This window comes from Pseudomonas sp. NPDC087690, from assembly GCF_044743175.1.
In the GTDB taxonomy this organism is placed as follows: Bacteria; Pseudomonadota; Gammaproteobacteria; order Pseudomonadales; family Pseudomonadaceae; genus Aquipseudomonas.
In genome coordinates this window covers 15,987-38,535 of sequence record NZ_JBIUVX010000032.1, presented here as the reverse complement: position 1 = coordinate 38,535, position 22,549 = coordinate 15,987, and the positions used below count along the sequence as shown (strand labels likewise).

24 protein-coding genes, 1 pseudogene and 1 riboswitch are annotated in these 22,549 nt (G+C 59.6%); of the genes and pseudogenes, 13 read left to right on the top strand and 12 right to left on the bottom strand.

Annotated elements, in window-relative coordinates; all coding sequences use genetic code 11:
- Positions 1-8 precede the first annotated feature (8 nt).
- Positions 9-1,034: a ferrochelatase gene (hemH, locus tag ACIPIZ_RS22815; RefSeq protein ID WP_105708783.1), complete on the top strand. Its 1,026-nt coding sequence runs from the start codon at positions 9-11 to the stop codon at positions 1,032-1,034.
- 102 nt (positions 1,035-1,136) lie between these two features.
- Here the strand turns inward: hemH and ACIPIZ_RS22810 are convergent, their stop codons facing one another.
- Together ACIPIZ_RS22810 and upp are read right to left on the bottom strand one after the other, a co-directional pair.
- Positions 1,137-2,411 (bottom strand): uracil-xanthine permease family protein, encoded by a 1,275-nt coding sequence (locus ACIPIZ_RS22810; RefSeq protein ID WP_007912843.1) that lies wholly within the window; start codon positions 2,409-2,411, stop codon positions 1,137-1,139.
- A 2-nt stretch (positions 2,412-2,413) separates the two neighbouring features.
- The gene (upp, locus tag ACIPIZ_RS22805) at positions 2,414-3,052 is read right to left on the bottom strand and encodes a uracil phosphoribosyltransferase (RefSeq protein WP_007912842.1); all 639 of its coding nucleotides are present in this window, start codon (positions 3,050-3,052) and stop codon (positions 2,414-2,416) included.
- Between the two features lie 163 nt (positions 3,053-3,215).
- Between upp and ACIPIZ_RS22800 the strand changes: the two genes are divergently transcribed.
- The 3 genes from ACIPIZ_RS22800 to ACIPIZ_RS22790 all read left to right on the top strand — a co-directional run bounded on the left by ACIPIZ_RS22800 (position 3,216) and on the right by ACIPIZ_RS22790 (position 4,765).
- Positions 3,216-3,773: a hypoxanthine-guanine phosphoribosyltransferase gene (locus ACIPIZ_RS22800; protein ID WP_064387625.1), complete on the top strand. Its 558-nt coding sequence runs from the start codon at positions 3,216-3,218 to the stop codon at positions 3,771-3,773.
- 161 nt (positions 3,774-3,934) lie between these two features.
- Positions 3,935-4,414, top strand: a complete 480-nt coding sequence (locus ACIPIZ_RS22795) for a hypothetical protein (RefSeq protein ID WP_064387624.1) — start codon at positions 3,935-3,937, stop codon at positions 4,412-4,414.
- A gap of 63 nt (positions 4,415-4,477) precedes the next feature.
- Positions 4,478-4,765, top strand: a complete 288-nt coding sequence (locus ACIPIZ_RS22790) for a PA4642 family protein (protein WP_150647970.1) — start codon at positions 4,478-4,480, stop codon at positions 4,763-4,765.
- A gap of 137 nt (positions 4,766-4,902) precedes the next feature.
- On the opposite strand, the gene mqo is transcribed toward ACIPIZ_RS22790, so the two are convergent.
- Together mqo and ACIPIZ_RS22780 are read right to left on the bottom strand one after the other, a co-directional pair.
- Positions 4,903-6,411 carry a malate dehydrogenase (quinone) gene (gene mqo / locus ACIPIZ_RS22785; protein WP_105708785.1) on the bottom strand — a complete coding sequence of 503 codons (1,509 nt, stop codon included), beginning with the start codon at positions 6,409-6,411 and terminating at the stop codon, positions 4,903-4,905.
- A 709-nt stretch (positions 6,412-7,120) separates the two neighbouring features.
- Complete coding sequence (locus ACIPIZ_RS22780) at positions 7,121-7,354, bottom strand: hypothetical protein (protein WP_007912834.1); 234 nt, start codon at positions 7,352-7,354, stop codon at positions 7,121-7,123.
- 205 nt (positions 7,355-7,559) lie between these two features.
- On the opposite strand from ACIPIZ_RS22780, the gene ACIPIZ_RS22775 reads away from it, so the two are divergent.
- Positions 7,560-8,144: a YajG family lipoprotein gene (locus ACIPIZ_RS22775; RefSeq protein ID WP_007912832.1), complete on the top strand. Its 585-nt coding sequence runs from the start codon at positions 7,560-7,562 to the stop codon at positions 8,142-8,144.
- 266 nt (positions 8,145-8,410) lie between these two features.
- Here ACIPIZ_RS22775 and ACIPIZ_RS22770 read toward each other — a convergent pair whose 3' ends face one another.
- Positions 8,411-8,617, bottom strand: a complete 207-nt coding sequence (locus ACIPIZ_RS22770) for a hypothetical protein (RefSeq protein WP_008083982.1) — start codon at positions 8,615-8,617, stop codon at positions 8,411-8,413.
- Positions 8,618-8,810: 193 nt separating this feature from the next.
- Between ACIPIZ_RS22770 and ACIPIZ_RS22765 the strand changes: the two genes are divergently transcribed.
- Positions 8,811-9,089, top strand: coding sequence for a hypothetical protein (locus ACIPIZ_RS22765; RefSeq protein WP_105708786.1), 279 nt, complete (start codon positions 8,811-8,813; stop codon positions 9,087-9,089).
- A gap of 90 nt (positions 9,090-9,179) precedes the next feature.
- Here the strand turns inward: ACIPIZ_RS22765 and ACIPIZ_RS22760 are convergent, their stop codons facing one another.
- The gene (locus tag ACIPIZ_RS22760; RefSeq protein ID WP_401167585.1) at positions 9,180-10,343 is read right to left on the bottom strand and encodes a 1-acyl-sn-glycerol-3-phosphate acyltransferase; all 1,164 of its coding nucleotides are present in this window, start codon (positions 10,341-10,343) and stop codon (positions 9,180-9,182) included.
- A gap of 142 nt (positions 10,344-10,485) precedes the next feature.
- Between ACIPIZ_RS22760 and ACIPIZ_RS22755 the strand changes: the two genes are divergently transcribed.
- Genes ACIPIZ_RS22755 through ACIPIZ_RS22745 form a run of 3 tightly spaced genes read left to right on the top strand, consistent with a single transcriptional unit; the run spans position 10,486 to position 11,598 of the window.
- Complete coding sequence (locus ACIPIZ_RS22755) at positions 10,486-10,668, top strand: CPXCG motif-containing cysteine-rich protein (RefSeq protein ID WP_064392893.1); 183 nt, start codon at positions 10,486-10,488, stop codon at positions 10,666-10,668.
- Between the two features lie 9 nt (positions 10,669-10,677).
- On the top strand, positions 10,678-10,938 hold the full coding sequence (locus ACIPIZ_RS22750) for a putative signal transducing protein (protein WP_105708787.1): 261 nt from the start codon (positions 10,678-10,680) through the stop codon (positions 10,936-10,938).
- Positions 10,939-10,974: 36 nt separating this feature from the next.
- Complete coding sequence (locus tag ACIPIZ_RS22745) at positions 10,975-11,598, top strand: SOS response-associated peptidase (protein WP_401167582.1); 624 nt, start codon at positions 10,975-10,977, stop codon at positions 11,596-11,598.
- A gap of 219 nt (positions 11,599-11,817) precedes the next feature.
- Here ACIPIZ_RS22745 and ACIPIZ_RS22740 read toward each other — a convergent pair whose 3' ends face one another.
- The gene (locus ACIPIZ_RS22740; protein WP_401167615.1) at positions 11,818-12,561 is read right to left on the bottom strand and encodes a methyl-accepting chemotaxis protein; all 744 of its coding nucleotides are present in this window, start codon (positions 12,559-12,561) and stop codon (positions 11,818-11,820) included.
- 111 nt (positions 12,562-12,672) lie between these two features.
- Positions 12,673-12,870: pseudogene (locus tag ACIPIZ_RS22735) on the bottom strand (HAMP domain-containing protein); the annotation flags it as partial.
- 1,301 nt (positions 12,871-14,171) lie between these two features.
- Between ACIPIZ_RS22735 and ACIPIZ_RS22730 the strand changes: the two are divergent.
- Positions 14,172-14,987 carry a M48 family metallopeptidase gene (locus tag ACIPIZ_RS22730; protein WP_105708790.1) on the top strand — a complete coding sequence of 272 codons (816 nt, stop codon included), beginning with the start codon at positions 14,172-14,174 and terminating at the stop codon, positions 14,985-14,987.
- A 125-nt stretch (positions 14,988-15,112) separates the two neighbouring features.
- Here the strand turns inward: ACIPIZ_RS22730 and ACIPIZ_RS22725 are convergent, their stop codons facing one another.
- The 3 genes from ACIPIZ_RS22725 to ACIPIZ_RS22715 form a co-directional block, all read right to left on the bottom strand.
- On the bottom strand, positions 15,113-15,703 hold the full coding sequence (locus tag ACIPIZ_RS22725; RefSeq protein WP_401167612.1) for a TMEM165/GDT1 family protein: 591 nt from the start codon (positions 15,701-15,703) through the stop codon (positions 15,113-15,115).
- Positions 15,693-15,815: riboswitch (yybP-ykoY riboswitch) on the bottom strand. It overlaps the preceding gene by 11 nt.
- 40 nt (positions 15,816-15,855) lie before the next feature.
- Positions 15,856-16,854 carry a methyltransferase gene (locus ACIPIZ_RS22720; RefSeq protein ID WP_401167579.1) on the bottom strand — a complete coding sequence of 333 codons (999 nt, stop codon included), beginning with the start codon at positions 16,852-16,854 and terminating at the stop codon, positions 15,856-15,858.
- Positions 16,855-16,885: 31 nt separating this feature from the next.
- Positions 16,886-17,851, bottom strand: coding sequence for a 2-hydroxyacid dehydrogenase (locus ACIPIZ_RS22715; protein ID WP_064392888.1), 966 nt, complete (start codon positions 17,849-17,851; stop codon positions 16,886-16,888).
- A 91-nt stretch (positions 17,852-17,942) separates the two neighbouring features.
- Between ACIPIZ_RS22715 and ACIPIZ_RS22710 the strand changes: the two genes are divergently transcribed.
- Positions 17,943-18,572 carry a LysE family translocator gene (locus ACIPIZ_RS22710; protein ID WP_007912807.1) on the top strand — a complete coding sequence of 210 codons (630 nt, stop codon included), beginning with the start codon at positions 17,943-17,945 and terminating at the stop codon, positions 18,570-18,572.
- Between the two features lie 102 nt (positions 18,573-18,674).
- Here ACIPIZ_RS22710 and ACIPIZ_RS22705 read toward each other — a convergent pair whose 3' ends face one another.
- Complete coding sequence (locus ACIPIZ_RS22705) at positions 18,675-19,439, bottom strand: AraC family transcriptional regulator (RefSeq protein ID WP_401167611.1); 765 nt, start codon at positions 19,437-19,439, stop codon at positions 18,675-18,677.
- Positions 19,440-19,524: 85 nt separating this feature from the next.
- On the opposite strand from ACIPIZ_RS22705, the gene ACIPIZ_RS22700 reads away from it, so the two are divergent.
- Both ACIPIZ_RS22700 and ACIPIZ_RS22695 read left to right on the top strand, forming a co-directional pair.
- A complete protein-coding gene (locus tag ACIPIZ_RS22700) occupies positions 19,525-20,709 on the top strand; it encodes an MFS transporter (RefSeq protein WP_105708792.1) in 1,185 nt (394 codons plus the stop codon).
- A gap of 146 nt (positions 20,710-20,855) precedes the next feature.
- On the top strand, positions 20,856-22,538 hold the full coding sequence (locus ACIPIZ_RS22695; RefSeq protein ID WP_401167575.1) for a fatty acid--CoA ligase: 1,683 nt from the start codon (positions 20,856-20,858) through the stop codon (positions 22,536-22,538).
- Positions 22,539-22,549: the final 11 nt, after the last annotated feature.

Here is a 22,549-nt window from a genome sequence, read left to right as displayed (position 1 = left end):
GACGTTGCATGACCGATCACGCCTTGCTTCTGGTCAACCTGGGTTCCCCGGCCTCCACTTCGGTGGCCGATGTACGCAGCTACCTCAATCAATTCCTGATGGACCCGTACGTGATCGACCTGCCATGGCCGGTGCGGCGTCTGCTGGTGTCGCTGATCCTGATCAAGCGTCCGGAACAATCGGCCCATGCCTACGCCTCGATTTGGTGGGAGGAGGGTTCGCCGCTGGTGGTGCTCAGCCGTCGCCTGCAACAGCAGATGAAGGCGCAATGGAAGCAGGGGCCGGTAGAGCTGGCGATGCGATACGGTGAGCCGTCGATTGAAACCGGCCTGCTGAAACTGGTCGCGGCGGGGCACAAGCGCATCACGCTGGCGCCGCTGTATCCACAGTTCGCTGACAGCACCACGACCACAGTGATCGAGGAAGCCAAGCGGGTGATCCGCGAGAAAAAGCTCGATGTGAAATTGTCAGTGCTGCAACCCTTCTACGATCAGCCGGAATACCTCGACGCGCTGGTCGAAAGCGCCAGGCCGCATTTGCAGCAGGATTACGATCACTTGCTGCTGAGCTTCCATGGATTGCCGGAACGGCATCTGACCAAACTCGATCCGACCGGCAATCATTGCTTCAAGAATGACGACTGCTGCAAGAACGCCTCTCCTGCGGTCATGGCGACCTGTTATCGCGCGCAATGCCTGCGTACAGCGGCGTTGTTTGCTCAGCGCATGGGCCTGCCTGATGGCAAATGGTCGGTGTCGTTTCAGTCGCGTCTGGGGCGGGCGAAGTGGATCGAGCCGTACACCGAAGCGCGCCTGGACGAACTGGCGAAAAGCGGCGTGAAGAAAATTCTGGTGATGTGCCCGGCGTTTGTCGCCGATTGCATCGAGACGCTGGAAGAGATTGGTGATCGCGGCAAGGAACAGTTCCGCGAAGCGGGGGGCGAGGAGTTGGTACTGGTGCCGTGCCTGAATGATGACACGCACTGGGCGAAAGCCTTGGCGACCCTCTGCGAAAGAGCACCACTGGCGCTCTGAAAGCGAATCGCGAGCAGGCTCACTCCTACAGGTATTGCGTTGACCTTGTAGGAGTGAGCCTGCTCGCGATAGCTATCTGTCAGGCGATGAAGATCTAAAGGTTCAGATCAGTGGCTCATCCGCCTTCTTGTTTTTCCAGCCGTCATTGCCTGGCAGAATCAGGTTCAGCGCAATCGCCACCACCGCGCACAGCGCGATGCCTTTGAGGCCGAAGTCGTCCGGACCGGTGCCAGTGCCGACCAGCACACCGCCAATCCCGAATACCAACGTCACCGAAACAATCACCAGATTGCGCGCTTCGCCCAGATCGATCTTGTGACGGATCAGGGTGTTCATGCCCACCGCCGCGATCGAACCGAACAACAGACACAGAATCCCGCCCATCACCGGTACCGGAATGCTCTGCAGCAGCGCGCCGAATTTGCCGATGAACGCCAGGCTGATGGCGAAAATCGCCGCCCACGTCATGATTTTCGGGTTGTAGTTCTTGGTCAGCATCACGGCGCCAGTCACTTCGGCGTAGGTGGTGTTCGGCGGGCCACCGAACAGACCGGCTGCGGTGGTGGCAATGCCGTCACCGAGCAGGGTGCGATGCAGGCCCGGTTTCTTCAGGTAATCGCGACCGGTCACGCTACCCACAGCAATCACGCCGCCGATGTGTTCAATGGCCGGGGCCAAAGCCACCGGAACGATGAACAGAATCGCCTGCCAGTTGAACTCCGGCGCGGTGAAATGCGGAATCGCAAACCATGGCGCTGCGGCAATCTTCGCTGTGTCGACCACGCCGAAATAGAACGCCATGGCAAAACCGACCAGCACACCGGAAATGATCGGCACCAGACGGAAGATGCCTTTGCCGAACACCGCCACGATCAACGTGGTCAGCAGTGCCGGCATCGAGATCATCATTGCGGTCTGGTAGTGGATCAGTTCCGAACCGTCGCCAGCCTTGCCCATCGCCATGTTCGCGGCAATCGGCGCCATGGCCAGACCGATGGAAATGATCACCGGACCAATCACCACTGGCGGCAGCAAACGGTCAATGAAGCCCGTGCCTTTGATCTTCACGGCAAGGCCGAGGAAGGTGTAGACGAAACCGGCCGCCATCACGCCGCCCATGGTCGCGGCGAGGCCGAACTGGCCCTTGGCGAGAATGATCGGGGTGATGAAAGCGAAGCTCGACGCCAGAAACACCGGCACCTGACGCCCGGTGACGATCTGGAACAGGATCGTTCCCAGACCTGCGGTAAACAGTGCCACGTTCGGGTCCAGGCCCGTGATCAGCGGCATCAGCACCAAGGCGCCGAAAGCCACGAACAGCATCTGGGCGCCGGACAGCACCGTGCGCCAGAGCGGATCGTTGAACTCTTGCTGCATGGTTACGCGTCCTTCTGCTTGGTGCCGAAGATCTTGTCACCGGCGTCGCCAAGTCCAGGGATGATGTAACCGTGCTCGTTCAAGCGCTCATCGATGGACGCGGTGTAGATGGTCACGTCCGGGTGAGCTTTTTCGACTGCTGCAATACCTTCCGGCGCGGCAACCAGCACCATGGCGCGGATGTCTTTGCAGCCGGCTTTCTTCAACAGATCAATGGTCGCAACCATCGAGCTGCCGGTGGCGAGCATCGGGTCGATGATCATCGCCAACCGTTCGTCGATTTCCGGAACCAGCTTTTCCAGATAAGTGTGCGCTTGCAGGGTTTCTTCGTTGCGGGCGACGCCCACAGCGGAGACTTTTGCACCCGGGATCAGGCTCAACACGCCTTCAAGCATGCCGATGCCGGCGCGCAGGATCGGCACGACGGTGATCTTCTTGCCGGCGATCTTCTCGACCGACACGGTGCCGCACCAGCCTGCAATATCGTAGGACTCCAGCGGCAAATCTTTTGTAGCTTCATAGGTCAACAGGGCGCCGACTTCCTGAGCGAGCTCACGGAAGTTCTTGGTGCTGATATCGGCGCGGCGCATCAGGCCGAGTTTATGACGGATCAGCGGATGGCGGATCTCGAGGATGGGCATGGAAAAACTCCGGCGGCGGGCAAAAAAACCGGCCTAGATTAATCTATCCGAGGGTGATGTCCTATAGGACATTCTGTACGTTAGTCCATAAAGGCTTGATTCGGCCTCAATGGATGCGTACCTTTGCCCGCTTTTCCGAAAACATCCCCCCCTGGAGAGCGCCATGTCCGCTGATCTCGAGCATATCCGTCAAATCATGCGAGAGGCTGACTGCCTGTACACCGAAGCTGAAGTCGAGGCGGCCATCGCCCGTGTCGGTGCACAAATCAACGAACAACTGGCTGACAGCAACCCGGTGGTGTTCTGCGTGATGAACGGCGGCCTGATCTTCTCCGGCAAGCTGCTGACCCATCTGCACTTCCCGCTGGAAGCGTCCTACCTGCACGCGACTCGTTATCGCAACGAAACCAGCGGCGGCGACCTGTTCTGGAAAGCCAAGCCGGAAGTTTCGTTCATCGACCGCGACGTGCTGATCATCGACGACATTCTCGATGAAGGTCACACCCTCGGCGCGATCATCGACTTCTGCAAACACGCCGGCGCGCGCAAAGTGCACACCGCCGTGCTGATCGACAAGGATCACGACCGCAAGGCGCGTCCTGACCTGAAAGCCGATTTCGTCGGCCTGCCGTGCATCGACCGCTACATCTTCGGTTACGGCATGGACTACAAAGGCTACTGGCGTAACGCCAACGGGATCTTTGCCGTTAAAGGCATGTAAGAACCCTGCACCATGCCCGTAGGAGTGAGCCTGCTCGCGATAGCGTCGTATCAGTCAACATCTACGTTGCTGACAGACCGCTATCGCGAGCAGGCTCACTCCTACATTTGTTTGCATGATACCCATGCTAGAGTGCTCGGCCCCGCCCTCCGGAGCCTGTCATGCGCCTCTTGATCCGCAGCTTTGCCGCCCTGTTGCTGGCCGTCAGCCTGCCGCTGTCCGCCGCGCCGATGCACAGCCAGTTCCTGCCGCCGGACGATCTGACCCTGCGCGATGCCGAGCCTGAGCAGCAGCAACTCATGCAGGTCACCGACTATTCCGTAGTGGTGGGCGCGCAACGCCAGTCCAATCAGCAGCCGATTCCGGTCACCTCGCCATTGATGATTCGCCTCAAGGGCAAGTCCCTGAACAAAGGCGCGAGCATTACTCAGGTGCTGGTCAATTTCGACGGCGAGAGCAAAAGCCTGAAAAAGCCGATCTACGACGACAAGAGCAAAACCCTGACGTTGTTTTATCCACAGGCCCAATACCGCGTGATCATCGATCTGCTGCGCAATGACACCGTGTATGTGCAGTTCCTCAGTTACGCCAACGGCCACATCTGGGCCGATTTGCACACCGGGGCGGTGCGTTCGCGTTGAGCCTGGCGGTCGGGCAGGGGTAAACTGCCCGCCCCGTGTAATGTCTGCGAGCTGGAGTCGGCAATGCGTAAAGATAAGAAACAAGTGATTGGTGACGAGATCGGCGATGAGCAGATCAAGCTGTTCCTCGATTTTGAACCGGTCGACGCCACTTCGCCGTCGCTGCACAAACTGATCAAGGCTTACCGTGGTTTGCGCATCGATGACTTCGAGCGCTTTCTGGGTTTCTTCGTTGCAGCTGGCTACGACGTCGATGGCAAGGACGAGCAGGGCAAGACTTTCGTTGAGCTGATCGCCGATCAGCGCAACGCCCCGGAATACATCGAGCTGATTGAAAAGTCCCGCAGTTAAGATCAAAAGATCGCAGCCTTCGGCAGCTCCTACAGGATAAATACACATCCCATGTAGGAGCTGCCGAAGGCTGCGATCTTTTGCTTTTGACAGGCATAAAAAAACGCCCCGATCGGGGCGTTTTTTATGCGGCAAGATCAAGCGTAGCTTGGGGTCTCGCTGCTTTCTTCAACCAGCTCCAGCGCGATGTTGTTCTGCGTGTTGATCTTGCGATACAACGCAGCATCGGTTTCCAGCACTTTTTCACGGGCCGGGAAGATCTCGGCCAGTTTGCCAGCCCACTCACCCTTGGCCTTGGCCGGAAAGCACTTCTCGATCAGTTCCAGCATGATCGAAACGGTCACCGACGCACCCGGCGAAGCGCCAAGCAGTGCGGCAAGGGAACCGTCCTTGGCCGACACCAGTTCCGTACCGAACTGCAGGATGCCGCCCTTTTTCGGGTCTTTCTTGATGATCTGTACCCGTTGGCCGGCCACTTCCAGGCGCCAGTCTTCGGCTTTCGCTTCCGGGTAGAAACGGCGCAGGGAATCCAGACGCTGTTCCATCGACTGCATCACTTCGCTGACCAGGTACTTGGTCAGGTCCATGTTGTTTTTCGCTACCGCCAGCATCGGCCCGATGTTGCCGGCGCGAACCGACAGCGGCAGGTCCATGAAGGAGCCGTGCTTGAGGAACTTGGTGGTGAAACCGGCGTATGGTCCGAACAGCAGGGACTTCTTGCCATCGACCACGCGGGTGTCGAGGTGCGGCACCGACATCGGTGGCGAACCTACAGCGGCCTGGCTGTAAACCTTGGCCTGGTGCTGCTTGACCACTTCCGGATTATCGCAACGCAGCCACTGGCCGCTAATCGGGAAGCCGCCGAAACCTTTGCTTTCTTCGATGCCCGAGGCCTGCAGCAACGGCAGGGCCGCGCCACCGGCGCCGAGGAAGACGAACTTCGCGTCGACTTCACGGGTGTTGCCGTTGTTGACGTCCTTGATGCTGACGGTCCAGCCGCTGCCGTTACGCTTGAGGCCGGTCACGCGCTTGCAGTATTTGACTTGAGTGTCCGGGGCGCTGGTCAGGTGCTTGAGCAACTGATTGGTCAGGGCGCCGAAGTTGACGTCGGTACCGTTCATCACGCGGGTCGCGGCGAGGACTTCGTCCGGCGAGCGGCCCGGCATCATCAACGGCATCCACTCGGCCATCTTGGCCTTGTCTTCGGTGTACTCCATGTCAGCGAAGGCGTGGTGCTTGCTCAACACGTCGAAGCGCGATTTGAGGAAAGACACGCCGCTGTCACCCTGGACGAAACTCAGGTGCGGCACCGGGCTGATGAAGGATTTGCACGAGCCGAACGTGCCTTGCTTGGTCAGGTACGACCAGAACTGCTTCGACACCTCGAACTGGGTGTTGATGTGCACGGCTTTCTTGATGTCGACGGTGCCATCGGCGGCTTGCGGCGTGTAGTTCAGCTCGCACAGGCCGGCGTGGCCGGTACCGGCGTTGTTCCAGGGATTGGAACTCTCGGCGGCACCGGAATCCATCAGCTCGACGACTTCCAGCTTGATCGCGGGGTCGAGCTCTTTGAGCAGCACGGCAAGGGTGGCACTCATGATGCCGGCCCCAACCAGAACTACGTCGACTGCTTCGTTATGCGCCATTTAACGCGTCTCCAAAATCTGCAGCACCAAATTGTCGGCATGGCTGCCAGGCGTTCCGGGACAGGTCAGTAGTGTCCGGGCTATCCGTGGTCAGGTTCGCCATGTCCGAATCTTCGCAATTTTTCGCAACTTCGACGGATGTATGCGGCTTGGCTTTCAAGAGCTCCATGAACTCATTTCAGCACGCAGCTGGCAATTCGACTTATGGTCGAGACATCCGTTTTTGTGCAACCAAATCCGTAGCGGACAGGCTTCAGGCTCCGATATTCGAGGTATACCCGGTCCTGTGTCGTTGGGCTGTTTCAGACGCTAATGGTGCATGTTCAGACGCAAAACTTTTCATTTGCTCGCCACACTCTTGTGAAGTTGTGAAAACCCGTTTTTTTCACGCTCTTTTGAAGACGTGAACCTCAAAAAAGGGCTGTCCAGGCCTGGCACCTTGCCCGCAAAGGCAAAACAACGCGGTGGCCGAGCGTCATGACAGCTCTGCAGATTCGCGAAAAGCGGGTTTTTGCCGGAAGAACAGGCAAGCGCGCCAACTTCACTCGATCTGTGTGGGCGGCTCTCTGTGGGCGATTTTGGGTGTCGATGCATGCGCATTGACGCTGTTGCGGGGCCCGATCAGGAGACGTCCTTATAATCGGGGGGAGATTGTATCGAAGAAATGCGCGGTGTTGCTCGTGTTTAATGACTTTTATTAGGCATCCGGTCAGATGCTCAACATCGCTTGCACCCGTGCGCGAGGCTGCGACGCTATGACGCGGGCGCTGGCGGGCAATGGCTGGTGTAACCAGTTGAGGCGGATTTCTTCGATTTCCACCCAACCGTCGCCCATCGGTTGCAGGCTGCACTGCTTGAATGCCTGGCAATGGCCGTTGCGGTCGAGCAGGGCAAAGCTGCGATGCAGCGGGCGTGGAGCGAACAACGAGATCAGATAACGCATGGCTGAGTACCTTGCTGGAGGACTTGTGTGAAGGTTGGCAACACGCCGTGACGCGAACGTGTATGGCCGGTGAACAATCTGTGACAGGAACCGCCTTCAACGGGGTTTGTCAGACATTTCAGTATTCGCTGCCGGGCGCTGGTTACCCGCAGTGGCCCACCGCTATACTGCCGGCCTGTTTGTGCCTGATTCTGGAGAGAAGAGCATGTTGCAACGCCTGTTGTTCGGTTTGATCACTGTGGCCGGTTTGACCCTGGCCGGCTGCGCCCACAGCCCGCAACAACTGAGCCCGGAGCCGAAGCTGACCACCCAGCTGCCAGCGGTCGGCCGTGGCCAGCCAGTCGTGGTGCGTGTGGTTGACGGTCGCCCGTCGCCAACCCTCGGTACCCGTGGCGGTCTGTACCCGGAAACCAGCGCCATCACCGTGCAGCGCGAGCAGATCCTGCCGAAGCTGCAGGCTCAGGCTGAAGCCGCCGTGCGTCTGCTCGGTTTTACCCCGACCAACAACGCGCCGAACGCGCCACAGCTGACCGTGACCCTGGCCGAGCTGAAGTATCAGTCGCCGAAAGAAGGCATGTACGTAACCGAGGCGACCATCGGCGCGACGTTCCGCTCCGACGTGCAGAACGCCAACCGCCGTTACAGCGGCCGTTACGGCGCGTCGCTGGACCAGCGTTTCGGCATGGCGCCGAACCAGGAAACCAACACCAAACTGGTCAGCGATGTGTTGAGTGATGCGCTGACGCGTCTGTTCAAGGATCCGACCGTGGGTCAGGTTTTGGCTGAGTAAGTTTTCGGCGGATGTGAAAAAGCCCGGGGCCAGTGATGGTTTCGGGCTTTTTTGTGGGTGTCAGGTTCGGGACTTGTGGCGTATGGGAAATCGATCCCCCTCACCCCAGCCCTCTCCCCAAGGGGGCGAGGGGGAAGGGAGCCGATCGGGGGCTTTTCAGAACCGGAGTTCGGCTGGATGTTTCAGGTCGATGGACCTCGACCAAACAACTCGGTCGGTTCCCTCTCCCTCCGGGAGAGGGCTAGGGTGAGGGTGCTTTTGCTTTTTCAGGCAGCCTGAGAATAGAAGTCGAGGACGCTGACGCCGGTCAGCAGGTCGGTCTCGGGTAAATCGGCATGTTGATGCCCGCCCAGCGCGCAATACACCAGCCAATGGCGATCCTGAACATTGAAGGCGAGGCTGCCGACGAGGCTTTGCTGTTCGTCGTAAGGGGTAATGAGATAAAGGCGATCCTGGTTTTCAGCGTGAAGCATGTCGCGTTCCATGTGCGTTTCGAGGCGCGCATCTTGGTGTATCCACATGACGATGCCGTGACATGGGACAGCCATCGGTCGATTGTCATGTAATTTGTCGCAAAGGCTGGGGCAGGGCACTCGGGTTTCGGTAGAATCCGCGCCGCGGTCGTCGATCTGGCGTCTGCCATACCGGTTTAGATAGAGGTCTGTGATGTCGCTGCACTTGATGACGCTGTTTACCGCCCATCCCGCCAAATTGATCAACCTGCTGGCGCTGCTCCTGGCGTTTCCCGGCAGTTGGCTGCTGCACGCGACCCGTCGTCGTGAGCAGCGCGCGATGGCCAGCATCGCTGCCCAGCGCCAGGCACAGCCAAATGCCGAGCCGTTGCTGGATTGGGCGACGCTGCGCATGAACCGGTTTTTCTATCGTTTCGGTTTCGCCTGTCTCGCTCTGGCCCTGATCGTTTCGTGGATCAGCACGCGTTACTAAAAGCAAAAGATCGCAGCCTTCGGCAGCTCCTGCATGAATCCACTGTAGGAGCTGCCGAAGGCTGCGATCTTTTGCTCTTGCTCTGAAAATTTAAAGCGGCAACCCAGCCTTCACGCGGTACTGATTGCGCACCGGCGTCGCATATTGCAGCACTAGATACGGACGATGCTCTGCAGGGCAAGCATCCAGTCGGCTCTGCCATTCTTCCTGCGCCTTGGCCAACTCATCCGCCGGGAACACCTCGGCAGCTTTCGGCACATTCAACTGCGGATCGGCATCGGCCCACTGCGCATACGCCAGGTAATGCACCGGGAACAACCGGTAACCGCCGAGAATCTGCTTGTCCATTTCGACCGCCAATTGCTTGGTGTCTTCGAACAGCTCGGTGATCGGCGCAGCGAAATTCACGTGCACCCGGCCCTTGTAGCCGGTGATGCCCTTGGCAATGCTCACGTCATCCTCGCCCGGCGCTTTCGCGTAGGTGCCGGTGGTGGCGCGGATGTACAACTCGCGAGCCTTGGCCTGGTCGCACGGGTCGTATTCGTAGCTGATCGACACCGGGGTGACGTTCAGCGAGCGAATGACTTCGCCGAACGGCTCGTCCTTGCGGCTCATGTGGAACATCTTGAGGATCGCCGACTCGGTGCGGTCGTCGCCATCCTTCGCCCGGCCTTCAGCCTGAGCGATCCAGATCGACGCGCAATCGTTGCGGATCGAATGGTTGATGTACGCCGACAACAGTTGATACGCAGCCATTTTCTCGCGACGACCGGTGATCGAGCGATGAACGATGAAGCTCTTGTTCAGGCGCATCAGGTCGCTGACAAACGGCTTCTGCAGCAGGTTGTCGCCAATCGCGATGCGCGGCGTCGGCAGGCCGGCGTGGTACACGGCGTAGTTGACGAAGGCCGGATCCATCACGATGTCGCGGTGGTTGGCGATGAACAGATAGGCGCTGCCGGACTTGAATTGTTCGACACCGGTGTAGGTCACGCCGTCAGTGGCGCGCTCGATGGTGTGGTCGACGTAGGACTCGACCTTGTCCTGCAGCGTCGCCACCGATGTCACGTCGGCGAACTCACGACGCAGCCGATGGGCTATAAGTGGTTTGAGCATCCAGCCGAAAGCACCGGCAAAACGCGGGAAGCGGAAGTGGGTGAGGATATCTAGAAACGCCTTGACGCCGAGCAGTCGTGCCAGTACCACAGGTACTTCGCTGTCGTCGTAAGGTCGGATGGCATCGAATTCGCCCATCATGCTCTCTTGTTGGAAACGGCTAGGGTAAGTAAAGGTTTTGATCGAAAACCCGCGGGGCACGGTCTGAAAAAGTAGCCAGACAAAAATAGCCCTGCAAATAGACCGGCGATTATACGCACAAGTCACTTGGGAGACCGCGATGCTGGAAACTGCTCAGTATGATTGTCCTTATTGTGGGGAGGTTGTTGAGACGACGGTGGACTTGTCCGGCGGGGATCAGACCTATATCGAAGACTGTCAGGTGTGTTGCCGGCCAATCACGTTTGTCTTGCAGGTCCACGGAGAGGACTGGTTTCTGGAAGTCTTCAGCGAAAACGAGTGAGGCGCGCCCATGCAGCGAATCTACGAGCCGGAAAACCTGATGGAAGGTGAAATGCTCAAGGGCATGCTCGCCAGTGAAGGCATAGAAGCGCACTTGATCGGCCGCGATTTGCTCGGTGGCACGGGCGAGTTACCGATTTTCGGTCTGCTGGGACTGTCCGTCGAGAACGACCAGGCCGAATACGCCCGCGAGCTGATCACCGCGTACAATGCCGCGCTGCCGCTGCCCGGCGATGAACCGGAGAGCTTCCCCGGGACGCTGGTCTGTTAGGCTGAGCTTCGTTTTACTTCAGAGTCGTGTTGCCCCATGTGTGGACGTTATGCCCTGTTTCGCTGGAACCGCGATTTTGCGGCCCTGCCAGGTTTTCCCGCCGATCAGCAGGCGCAGTGGAACATTTCCCCCAATGATTCGGTGTTGATGCTGCGTGCCGGTGAAGCCGGTGAGCGCACGTTGGCCCGCGCCCGCTGGGGGCTGACGCCGCCGTGGCTGACCGATCTGTCGAAGACCCCGGCGCATGCCCGTGCGGAAACCGTGGCCGAGCAGCCGATGTTTCGTGAGGCGCTGCGCCAGCGCCGCTGCCTGCTACCGGCGAATGGTTTCTACGAATGGCGCGGAACGCAGCGCAAGCGGCCGTACTGGCTGACGCCGGGGGAGGGCGCTTCGCTGTTTTTTGCGGCGATCTGGGAGGCGTATCCGGTGCAGGAACAGGTGTGGTTGAGTACGGCGGTGATTACTCAGCCGGCGTCGAGTCAGCGCCGGCCGTTGATTCTCGATGAGGCGGGGCAGGCGTCGTGGCTCGATCCCGAGACGCCGCTGCATGTGTTGCAGGGCTTGCTGGCGAGTGAACCGGCGGCGTTGCGCGAGCGAGTGCTGGCGAATCTGATCAATGATCCGAAGCTCAACGGGCCGGAGTGTTTGACTCCGGGTTAAAGCCTGAAGGTCAAAAGCCCCTCACCCTAGCCCTCCCGAAACGTCGGACCGCCCGGAGGGAGAGGGGACTGATTGGGGGATATTGAGGGAATACACCGACTTGAACGCTCTGCTTTGAATCCATAATCGACTGGTTATTTCAGGTCGATGTATGACGGGAGACAACTCGGTCGGCCCCCTCTCCCTCCGGGAGAGGGCTGGGGTGAGGGTGTCTTCACCTCAAACCTTGAACTGATTGATCAACCGCCGCTGCTGCTCTGCCAGCTTGGTTAAATCAGCACTCGCCGAACTCGACTCATCCGCACCGCCCGCGACTTCATTGGCCACTTGCCCAATGTTGATCACATTGCGATTGATGTCATCGGCCACCGCGCTCTGCTCTTCCGCCGCACTGGCAATCTGCGTGTTCATGTCGTTGATCACCGACACCGCCTGCGTGATCGTCTCCAGCGCCTCCGCCGCTTTCGCCGCGTGTTGCACGCTTTCATCAGTGCGGTTCTGGCTGTCTTCCATGACCCGCACGACATCGCGGGTACCCTGTTGCAGTTGCTGGATCATGCTCTGGATTTCTTCGGTGGCTTTTTGGGTTTTCTGCGCCAGATTGCGCACCTCGTCGGCCACCACGGCAAAACCGCGACCTTGCTCGCCGGCACGCGCCGCTTCGATCGCTGCGTTCAGCGCCAGCAGGTTGGTCTGCTCGGCAATCCCGCGAATCGCCGTGAGAATGGCGTTGATGTTTTCGCTGTCCTTGGCCAGCGTCTGCACCACTTCCACTGCTTTGCCGATTTCCACCGCCAGCACGCCAATCGAGTTCGACGTGTCGCGGACGATCTGCATGCCCTGACTCGCCGCCTGATCGGCATGGCTCGCCGCTTGTGCAGCCTGCGTCGCGTTGCGCGCCACGTCCTGCGCGGTGGCGGTCATTTCCTGCACTGCCGTGGCGACCTGATCGATTTCGGCCATTTGTTTCTGGATGCCGATGTTGGTGCGAATTGCAATGTCGGCAGTGTGTTCCGAGGAATCGCTGACGCTCTGCACCGATGTCACCACCTGGGTGATCATCGCCTGCAACTTGGCCAGGAACGTGTTGAAACCTTTGGCGATCGAGCCGAGTTCGTCGCTGCGATCACTGCTCAGGCGTCGGGTCAGATCACCTTCGCCCTGAGCGATGTCATTGAGCATCGCGACCATCTGTTTCAGCGGTCTGGCGATGCCGTGGCCAACCAGCCAGATCACCAGCAAGCCGAGGCCGGCAATGAGCAGACCGACCATGGCCATGCCGAACGTGTCGGACTTGCGCTGGGTATCCAGATCGCCCTGCAGCTTTTGCAAATCCGCCATTACCGCGTTCAAAGGCAATTGCAGCATCAATGTCCAGCGCGCGTCGGTCTGGCCGATGCCGAACGGCAGGTACAACTCGATGCGGCCCTTGTCCTTGTTGACCGAGTAAGTCACTTCACCGCGCTTGAGATTGGCCATGTTGGCCGTCTGTTCGGCGTCGAGGATGTCGCTGACTTTCTCGCCGAATTTGCTCGGGTCCTGAGTGTAGGCCACGATGCGGCTGTTGCCGCCGATCAGGGCCATTTGTCCGGCGCCGCCATAGAGTTTCTGGTTGGCGGCGAGGAGCATTTCCTGAATGAAGTTCACCGACAGGTCGGCGCCGACAATGCCCTGGAACGTGCCGTTGAGCATGATCGGTTCAATGAACGAGGCGAGCATGACGATCTTGTCGCCGACTTTGTAAGGCGCCGGATCGATCACGCAGGCTTTTCTGGTTTCCTTCGAGCACAGGTAGTACTCGCTGGCGCGCACGCCGGTGGACAGGGTTTTCTGATCGTCGACGTCGACCAGCTTGTCCAGACCGAGGGTGCCATCATCATTGCGGAACCACCACGGCAGGAAGCGCCCGTTGGCCGCATCGATACCGACTACGCTGGTGCCGACGTAGGCCGCGTCATTGTGATCCAGTGCGTTTTTTTCCCAACCGATATAGGTGCCGAGAATCTTCGGGTTCTTTTCGACGTTCTCTTTGATCAGGCTGATCAGTTGTTCGCGGCTGACGCTCAGGCGCGGCTGGCCGTCGGCATCCGGCATGCCAAGCAGGGCGTTGACCCGCACCAGCCCGCCGGCAATCAGCAGCGGCGCTTCGAGCTCGCGCTGGATCTGGCTGACCTGGGTTTGCGCCAGCGAGGTCAGGCGCTGTTCGATGACCTGCTCGAACTGCGCCTGGGTGCGCTGTTGCACCATCTCTTGCGTACGCGCGCCGGAAAACAGCGCGTACAGCACCAGCGCGGCGACCACGCTGAGGACGATGGCGCCGGCCAGGGCGGCGACGGAAAACTGGATCGACTTGAACTTCATGGGAGCTCCGCACGCAAGAGGACGTCTGCGGTGATGTATCGGCAGGGGGGCTAATGGACATGAGCAAAAGGGGCTGAATTGACCGTTTTGGATGTGTCCGTGTCGCATTCAGACAGGTGCAGAACCTTTGTCCGGCAAGGCAGTCAGTTCAGTATGAATTTTTTCCTACTACAGTCTGCCTGTCGCAGAGTGCGGATATCAGGAGTGATGGGATGAACAAGTCGCTGATAGCGGGTGTACTGGGCTCGGTGCTGTTGCTCAACGGTTGTGAGACGGTGAACACCACCAGTGCCGGTGAGGTGGGGGTGGTTCGTCAGCAGCGGATGTTCAGTCTGGTGTCGAGCGAGCAGGTCAATCAAGCGTATGCCCAGGACTACCAGCAGACCCTGGGTGATGCGAGCAGCAAGAATGTGCTCGACAAAACCAGCGCCGATGCGAAACGCATTCAGGCGATCGCCGATCGATTGATTGCCCAGGCGCCGACGTTCAGGCCGGATTCTGCGCAATGGAAATGGGAAGTCAATCTGATCAAGAGCGATGAGCTCAATGCCAACTGTGGTCCTGGCGGCAAGATCATCGTTTACACCGGTCTGCTCGACAAACTGCAACTGACCGACGATGAGACGGCTGCGGTAATGGGCCATGAAATTGCCCATGCCTTGCGCGAGCATGGTCGCGAGGCCTTGTCGAAGTCTTATGGCGTGCAAATGGCGCAACAGATGGCGATAGCGGCGGGTGCGCCACCCGCCTTGGTGGAGGTGGGAAACAATGGTGTGAATCTGTTGATGACGCTGCCTAACAGCCGCACCAATGAAAACGAGGCTGACCTGATCGGTCTGGAGCTCGCCGCCCGGGCCGGTTACAACCCCAATGCGGCCATTACGCTGTGGGAGAAAATGAGCAAGGCCAGCGAAGGTGCTCCGCCGGAATTCCTCAGTACTCACCCGTCTTCAAATAGTCGCACTGCTGCGTTGCAGGCAGCGATTCCGAAGGTTATGCCGCTGTACGAACAAGCCCCGAAGTCCTGAGTCGGTGATCGTTCTCACGCTCTGCGTGGGAATGCCTCAAGGGACGCTCCGCGTTCCAGGCGGGGACGCAGAACCTCCCCGGCTGCGTTCCCACGCGGAGCGTGGGAACGATCTTTCTCTCAGGGTTAAACCCAGCCACTGCTCTGCATCGCCTTGTACACCGCAACGATCGCCAGAATCATGAATGCCGAAGCCGCGAGGCGACGGATCAGCGTTAGCGGCAATTTGTCCGCAGCGAAATTACCCGCCAGAACCACCGGCACGTTGGCAATCAACATGCCCGCTGTCGTACCGATAATCACCAGCCACAGATCCGGGTATTGCGCGGCGAGCATCACCGTGGCGACCTGAGTCTTGTCACCCATTTCCGCCAGGAAGAACGCAATCAGCGTGGTCAGGAACGGCCCGAACTTGCGCGCAGTGCTGGTTTCATCGTCGTCCATTTTGTCCGGAACCAACGTCCACAGCGCTGTTGCCGTGAAGCTCGCGGCGAGGATCCAGTGCAGCGTCGCATTCGAAAAGAAACTGCCGAACCAGGCGCCTACCGCACCGGCTGCTGCGTGGTTGGCCAGGGTCGCAGCGACAATGCCGGCAATGATCGGCCAGGGTTTGCGGAAGCGAGCGGCGAGAATCAGCGCGAGCAGTTGCGTCTTGTCGCCGATTTCGGCCAAGGCAACGATTGCGGTGGGAACGAGTCCCGAGTCAAACCCTGCGATCCGTCTGCTGCGGACGCTTGGGTCGCATACGCCATGATCTGAGGATCAAGTATGTTGACGTATGCCGGACGAGCTTGGCGCTCGTGGGAGACTACTCCCCTAGGACGGAGCGGATTCTGCCTAGGCAAATCCGTTTGGGCAAGAACAAATTTTCAGCCGCGCTTGGCCCGGTAAATGCGGAAACCATTGCCTTCAGCCTTGATCGCACACACGCCAAGATGCTCCTCGATCAGCGGTTGATACTTGAGGAAGCTGTTCGCCACCAAGCGCAGTTCGCCGCCGTTTTTCAGATGTTTGGCTGCTTTTCGCAGCAAGTTTTCCGTAGCGAAATAATCGGTGTGCACGCCGACATGAAACGGCGGGTTGCTCAGAATCGCATTCAAACCCATCGGCGCAGCATCGATACCGTCACCGGTCAGCACGTCGGCTTCCAGACCATTGGCAGCCAGGGTGAGGCGACTGCTGGCAGCGGCGAAGGCATCCACATCGAGCAATGTGACCTGGTTGTGCGGATAGCGACGTTTCACCGCAGCACCCAGCACGCCAGCGCCGCAACCGAAGTCGAGCAGGTGACCGCTCGGCAACTTGTCCAGATGCTCCAGCAGCAGGGCGCTGCCGCGATCCAGTCGACCGTGGCTGAACACGCCCGGCAGGCTGATGACCTTCAACGGGCCTTCAGCCAGCGGCAATTCATAGGTCTGCGCCAGACTTTCCAGGGATTTCGCTTCCGGGGCATTGGCCACCGTCACTTGCCACAGCTGGCAATGACGCGCGCTGTCGAGCTTGCGCGGCTTGCCGAATGGGTTGAGCTGCTTGGACGCGCCTTCGATGCCGCTGCGTTTTTCGCCGACCAGAAACACTTCGCGACCGGCCAGACGCGATGCCACCGCGTTGAGGATGTAATCGGTCAGGTCCTTGGACTTGGGCAGGAACACCACGGCGCTGTCGAACTCACGCTCCGGCACGTTCACGCCGAAATGGCTGCGGCCTTCGAAACGGGCGTCCAGCGCGGCTTGATCGCCGGCATGCCAGCACCAGCCGAACGCGTCGGGCAGACGGCCGAGCAAATCATCGGCAGGCAAACCGGCCAGCAACAACGAACCCTGGAACAACTCGGGCTGACGAAGCAGTACTTCACTGCGCGGATCCATAACTGCTCCTCAAAAAAAGTGCCGCAGTTTATCAACTGACGACCCGCAGCGCCTTACCGCTGAAATATGCCTGGGCGTTTTCGGTCAATTGGCCAACGATACGCTGGCGTGCTTCGCGACTGCCCCAGGCGTTGTGCGGCGTGACAATGAGGCGCGGGATGTCCGCGGCCAGCAGCGGATTGCCATTGGTTGGCGGCTCGACGCTCAACACATCTGTCGCGGCGCCACCGAGGTGGCCGTTGCGCAACGCATCGGCCAGCGCCTGCTCATCGATCAGCCCGCCGCGTGCCGTGTTGACCACGAAGGCGCCGGGTTTCATCGAGGCCAGTTCGCGGGCGCCGATGAAGTGGCGGGTGTGCTCGTTGAGCGGGCAGTGCAGGGTGAGGGCATCGATTTGCGGCAGCAGCTCCTCCAGCGGCAAGCGATCCGGGCGAGCAGGGCGCCCGGGAATCTGCCCCAGCAACACGCGCATGCCGAACGCCTCGGCCAGTCGCGCCACGGCACCGCCGAGTTCGCCATGACCGAGCAGCCCGAGAGTTTTGCCTTCCAGCTCAACGATCGGATAGTCGAGCAGGCAGAACTGTCTGGCCTGCTGCCAGCGGCCTTCACCCACAGCTTTTTGATAATCGGCCAGGCGTGTGGCGAGGTTGAGCAGCAGCATGATCGTGTGTTGCGCCACCGACGGCGTGCCGTAACCCTGGCAGTTGCACACGGTAATGCCGTGGGCGCGGGCGGCGGCGAGGTCGACGTTGTTGGTACCGGTGGCGGTGATCAGGATCAGTTTCAGATCAGGGTTGGCGGCCATGGCGGCGGCGTCGATCAGGATCTTGTTACTGATCGCCACGGTGGCGCCTTGCAAACGCTCGGCGACTTGCTCGGGCAAGGTCTGGGCGAACAATTGCAGATCGCTGAAACAATCACGCAACGGACTGAGGTCCAGATCGCCGAGATCCAGCGAAGGGTGATCAAGGAATACCGCACGGCGCGTGTTCGTCATCAACTGTACCTTTTAGGCTTTGAGCGTAGGGCGTAATCTGCCGAGCCTACCAGATGAAACAAATTGATACGCTTGGCCGAAAGGAGCCCCCATGTACTGGACCGAGTTCTTGACCGTTGCACTGATCCATCTGTTGGCCGTGGCCAGCCCCGGCCCGGACTTTGCCGTGGTGGTGCGCGAGAGCGTGACCCACGGTCGCCGCGCCGGCACCTGGACCGCACTGGGCGTGGGCACGGCAATTTTCCTGCACGTCGGTTATTCGCTGCTCGGTATCGGCCTGATCGTGTCGCAGTCGATCGTGCTGTTCAACGCCTTGAAGTGGGCCGCTGCGGCTTATCTGCTGTACATCGGCTTCAAGGCCTTGCGTGCGCAGCCGGCGAAAACCGTAACTGACGATCTGCACAAGGAGGCCGGCGTACGCACGGCTCGCGGCGCGTTCACCTCGGGCTTTGTGACCAACGGTCTGAATCCGAAAGCCACGCTGTTCTTCCTGTCGCTGTTCACGGTAGTGATCAACCCGCATACGCCGCTGGCGGTGCAGGCCGGTTACGGTATTTACCTGGCGGTCGCGACTGCGATTTGGTTCTGTCTGGTGGCGATGTTGTTCAGCCAGCAGCGCGTACGTGCCGGTTTCGCCCGCATGGGTCACTGGTTCGACCGCACCATGGGCGCGGTGCTGATCGCTCTCGGCGTGAAAATCGCGTTTACCGAGATGCATTGATCCTACTGTGTAGGAGCTGCCGAAGGCTGCGATTTTTTGATCTTGATCTTGATCTTAAAAAACAAAGTCAAAAGATCGCAGCCTCGTTGCACTCGACAGCTCCTACACAAGCTCGCTGAGCTTGCTCAGGTGATTGAGGTATTCGCGGGGATTTTCCCCGAGCAAGCGGCGAAACATCGCGCTGAACGCCCGTGCGCTGCCGTAACCCAAATCCCGCGCCACACGCTGCACGCTGTCCCCGGCGAGCAGGCGGGGCAGGGCTTCCATCAGGCGCAGTTGCTGGCGCCAGGCGTTGAAGCTCATCTGCACTTGTTGCTGAAACAGCCGCGCCAACGTGCGTGAACTGGCGCCGACCTGCTGTGCCCAGTCTTCCAGCGTGTTCGGGTGATCCAGGGTGTGCAGCAGCGCCAGACAAATGTTCTGCAGGCGCCGATCGGTCGGCATCGGAATGTGCAGCGGCAGGTTTTCCAGACTGGCGAGCTCCTCGAGCATCAGTTGCTGGATCAAGGGATTGTCGGCATGCGGCGGCCCTTGCACGGCACGCAGGATCAGCTCGCGCAGCAGTGGCGTCACGGCCAGTACGCAGCATTGTTGCAGGCTGGCGGGCGACAGCGCAGGCGCGATGAACAGCGAGCGCATCTGCACATCGCCGCTCATGAAAATCTCGTGCGCCACCTCGGGCGGAATCCACACTGCACGGCTGGGCGGAATCACCCACGCACCCGATTGCGTGACCACGCGCATGATCCCGCTGACGGCATACAACAATTGCGCCTCGCGATGCAGGTGCAACGGCTGGTGCGCGCCGTCCAGATAATCCCGGGGATAGGCGCTCACCGGGCCGTGTTCGAAGTGGCTGATCAACATGTCGGATTCGATGACTTGTTTGGCAGGAATGCGCTTTTTCGCCAACTTAGCATAAGCGGCACACAACAACGTAAAGCGTGCCGCCATGAATCAATCCAGAAACGTCATTCGCTATATCAACGCCGCCCATGTGATCGATCACATGTTCATGCTGATCTTTCCCGCCGCCGTGCTCGGCATGACCCAGGCCTTTGGCCTCGACTATGCCGCGCTGATAGGCCTGTCGCTGGGCGGTTTCATCGCTTTCGGGGCCTGCTCGCTACCCGCCGGTTGGCTGGGCGATCACTGGAGCCGGCGGCAGATGATGCTGGTGTTTTTCTTCGGCATCGGCGCCTCGGCGATTTTCACTGGCCTGAGTAACAGCCCGACCATGCTGGTGATCGGCCTGACCCTGATCGGTATTTTTGCGGCGATTTATCACCCGGTCGGCACGGCGATGTTGGTCGCTTATGCACAAAACCGTGGCCGTGAAATCGGCATCAACGGCATGTGGGGCAATCTGGGCGTGGCGTTTTCGGCGCTGATCACCGGCTTGCTGGTGGCGCAGCTCGGCTGGCGTTCGGCATTTCTGTTACCGGGCGCGGTGGCGATTGTGTTGGGCGTCGGTTTCGCCTTGCAGGTGCGAGAAGAACCGATCCCGAAACGCCCGCACACGCCGCTCAAAGGCGCCGCCGGTCAGCGCATTTCGATGGTCATGGTGTTCGGCGTGCTGGCGCTGGCCACGGCCACTGGCGGCGTAGTGTTCAACGCCACCACCATGACCTATCCGAAATTGTTCCAGGAACGTCTGCATGAATTGTTCGCTTCGCCGCAAACCCTTGGCGTGGTTGTCAGCCTGGCCTATGCCTTTGGTGCGGTCGCGCAGTTGAGCATCGGCCGAGTGCTGCACCGCCTCAGCCTGAAATGGCCGTTCATTGTTCTGACCCTGTGTCAGGCGCCGCTGTTGTTTGCACTGGCATACGCCGATGGCTGGGCGGTGATCGCCCTTGGGGCAGCGTTCATGTTCGTGGTGTTTGGTCAGGTAACAGTGAACGATGCGATGGTTGCCAACTTCGTCGCCCCGCAATGGCAATCGCGAATCTTCGCCCTGCGTTACTGTTTATCGTTCGGCGCCAGCGCCACGGCGATTCCGCTGATTTCCTATGTCGAACCGCGCCAAGGTTTCGTAGGCCTGTATTTGATTCTCGCGGGCTTCGGCGCATTGACCTTCCTCGCTGCGGTGGTTTTCCCACGCACGCCTTCTGAAGAGGCTGTAGGACAAACCGCCTGACAAATGATGAAAACCGGCAAATGCTGGCGCAAAGCTAGCATTTGTACGGCTTTGCAAATCATTCCTTTGGCTGATTTGGCTGGCGTATAAGGGTTCTAGAGTACCAATCTCTACGCCAACACCGTGCAGTCAGAAAAGGGATTCTTATGTTGCAGACTCGCGTCATTCCCCCGGCCGATGGGGCCTACCAGTATCCATTGCTGATCAAACGGCTGCTGATGTCCGGCGCCCGTTACGAGAAAACCCGCGAGATCATCTACCGTGACCAGTTGCGCTACAGCTACCCGACGCTGATCGAACGGGTGGCACGCCTGGCCAATGTGCTCACGGCGGCCGGTGTGAAGGCCGGTGACACGGTGGCGGTGATGGATTGGGACAGCCACCGTTATCTGGAATGCATGTTTGCGATTCCGATGATTGGCGCAGTGATTCACACGATCAACGTGCGTCTGTCGCCGGAACAGATCCTCTACACCATGAACCACGCCGAGGACCGCTTTGTGCTGGTCAACAGCGAGTTCGTCGGTCTGTATCAGGCGATCGCGCCGCACCTGACCACGGTCGAGAAAACCCTGCTGCTGACCGATCTGCCGGAGAAAACTGCCGACTTGCCGAATCTGGTCGGCGAGTACGAGCAACTGTTGGCCGCCGCTGGTGCGCAGTACGATTTCCAGGACTTCGACGAAAATTCCGTCGCCACCACGTTCTACACCACCGGCACCACCGGCAACCCGAAAGGCGTGTACTTCACCCATCGGCAACTGGTGCTGCACACCATGGGCGTGTCGACGATCATGGGCTCGATCGACAGCGTACGCCTGCTTGGCACCAACGATGTGTATATGCCGATCACCCCGATGTTCCACGTCCACGCCTGGGGTCTGCCGTACGTGGCAACCATGCTCGGGCTCAAACAGGTTTACCCGGGGCGCTACGACCCGGAGTTTCTCGTGGAGTTGTGGCGCAAGGAAAAGGTCACCTTCTCTCACTGTGTGCCGACCATCCTGCAAATGCTGCTCAACGCCAAAGGCGCGCAGAGCACCGATTTCGGTGGCTGGAAAATCGTCATCGGCGGTAGCGCACTCAACCGCACCTTGTATGAAACCGCCAAGGCCCGTGGCATTCAGCTCACCGCCGCCTACGGCATGTCGGAAACCGGCCCGCTGGTGTCCTGTGCTCACCTAAACGACGAACTGATGGCCGGCACAGAAGATGAACGCACCACCTACAGGATCAAGGCCGGTGTGCCTGGGCCGTTGGTGGAAGCGGCGATCGTCGACACTGAAGGTAATTTTCTCCCGGCAGATGGGGAAACCCAGGGCGAACTGGTGCTGCGCGCACCCTGGCTGACCGAAGGTTATTTCAACGAACCGCAGAAGGGCGCCGAGCTCTGGGCCGGAGGCTGGCTGCACACCGGCGACGTCGCCACGCTCGACAGCATGGGCGTGATCGACATCCGCGACCGGATCAAGGACGTGATCAAGACCGGCGGCGAATGGATTTCCTCGCTGGACCTCGAAGACCTGATCAGCCGACACGTCGCGGTACGCGAAGTAGCAGTGGTGGGCATTGCCGATCCGCAGTGGGGCGAGCGGCCGTTTGCCCTGCTGGTGATCCGCGAAGGGCACGTGATCGGGGCGCGCGAACTCAAGGAACACCTCAAGCCATTTGTGGAATTGGGGCACCTGAGCAAGTGGGCGATTCCGAGTCAGATCGCCCTTGTTACCGAAATTCCCAAGACCAGTGTCGGCAAGCTCGACAAGAAGCGCATCCGCCTCGACATCACCGAATGGCAGGCTAACAACAGTACCTTCCTCTCGACACTTTAAGTGTCTGCCGG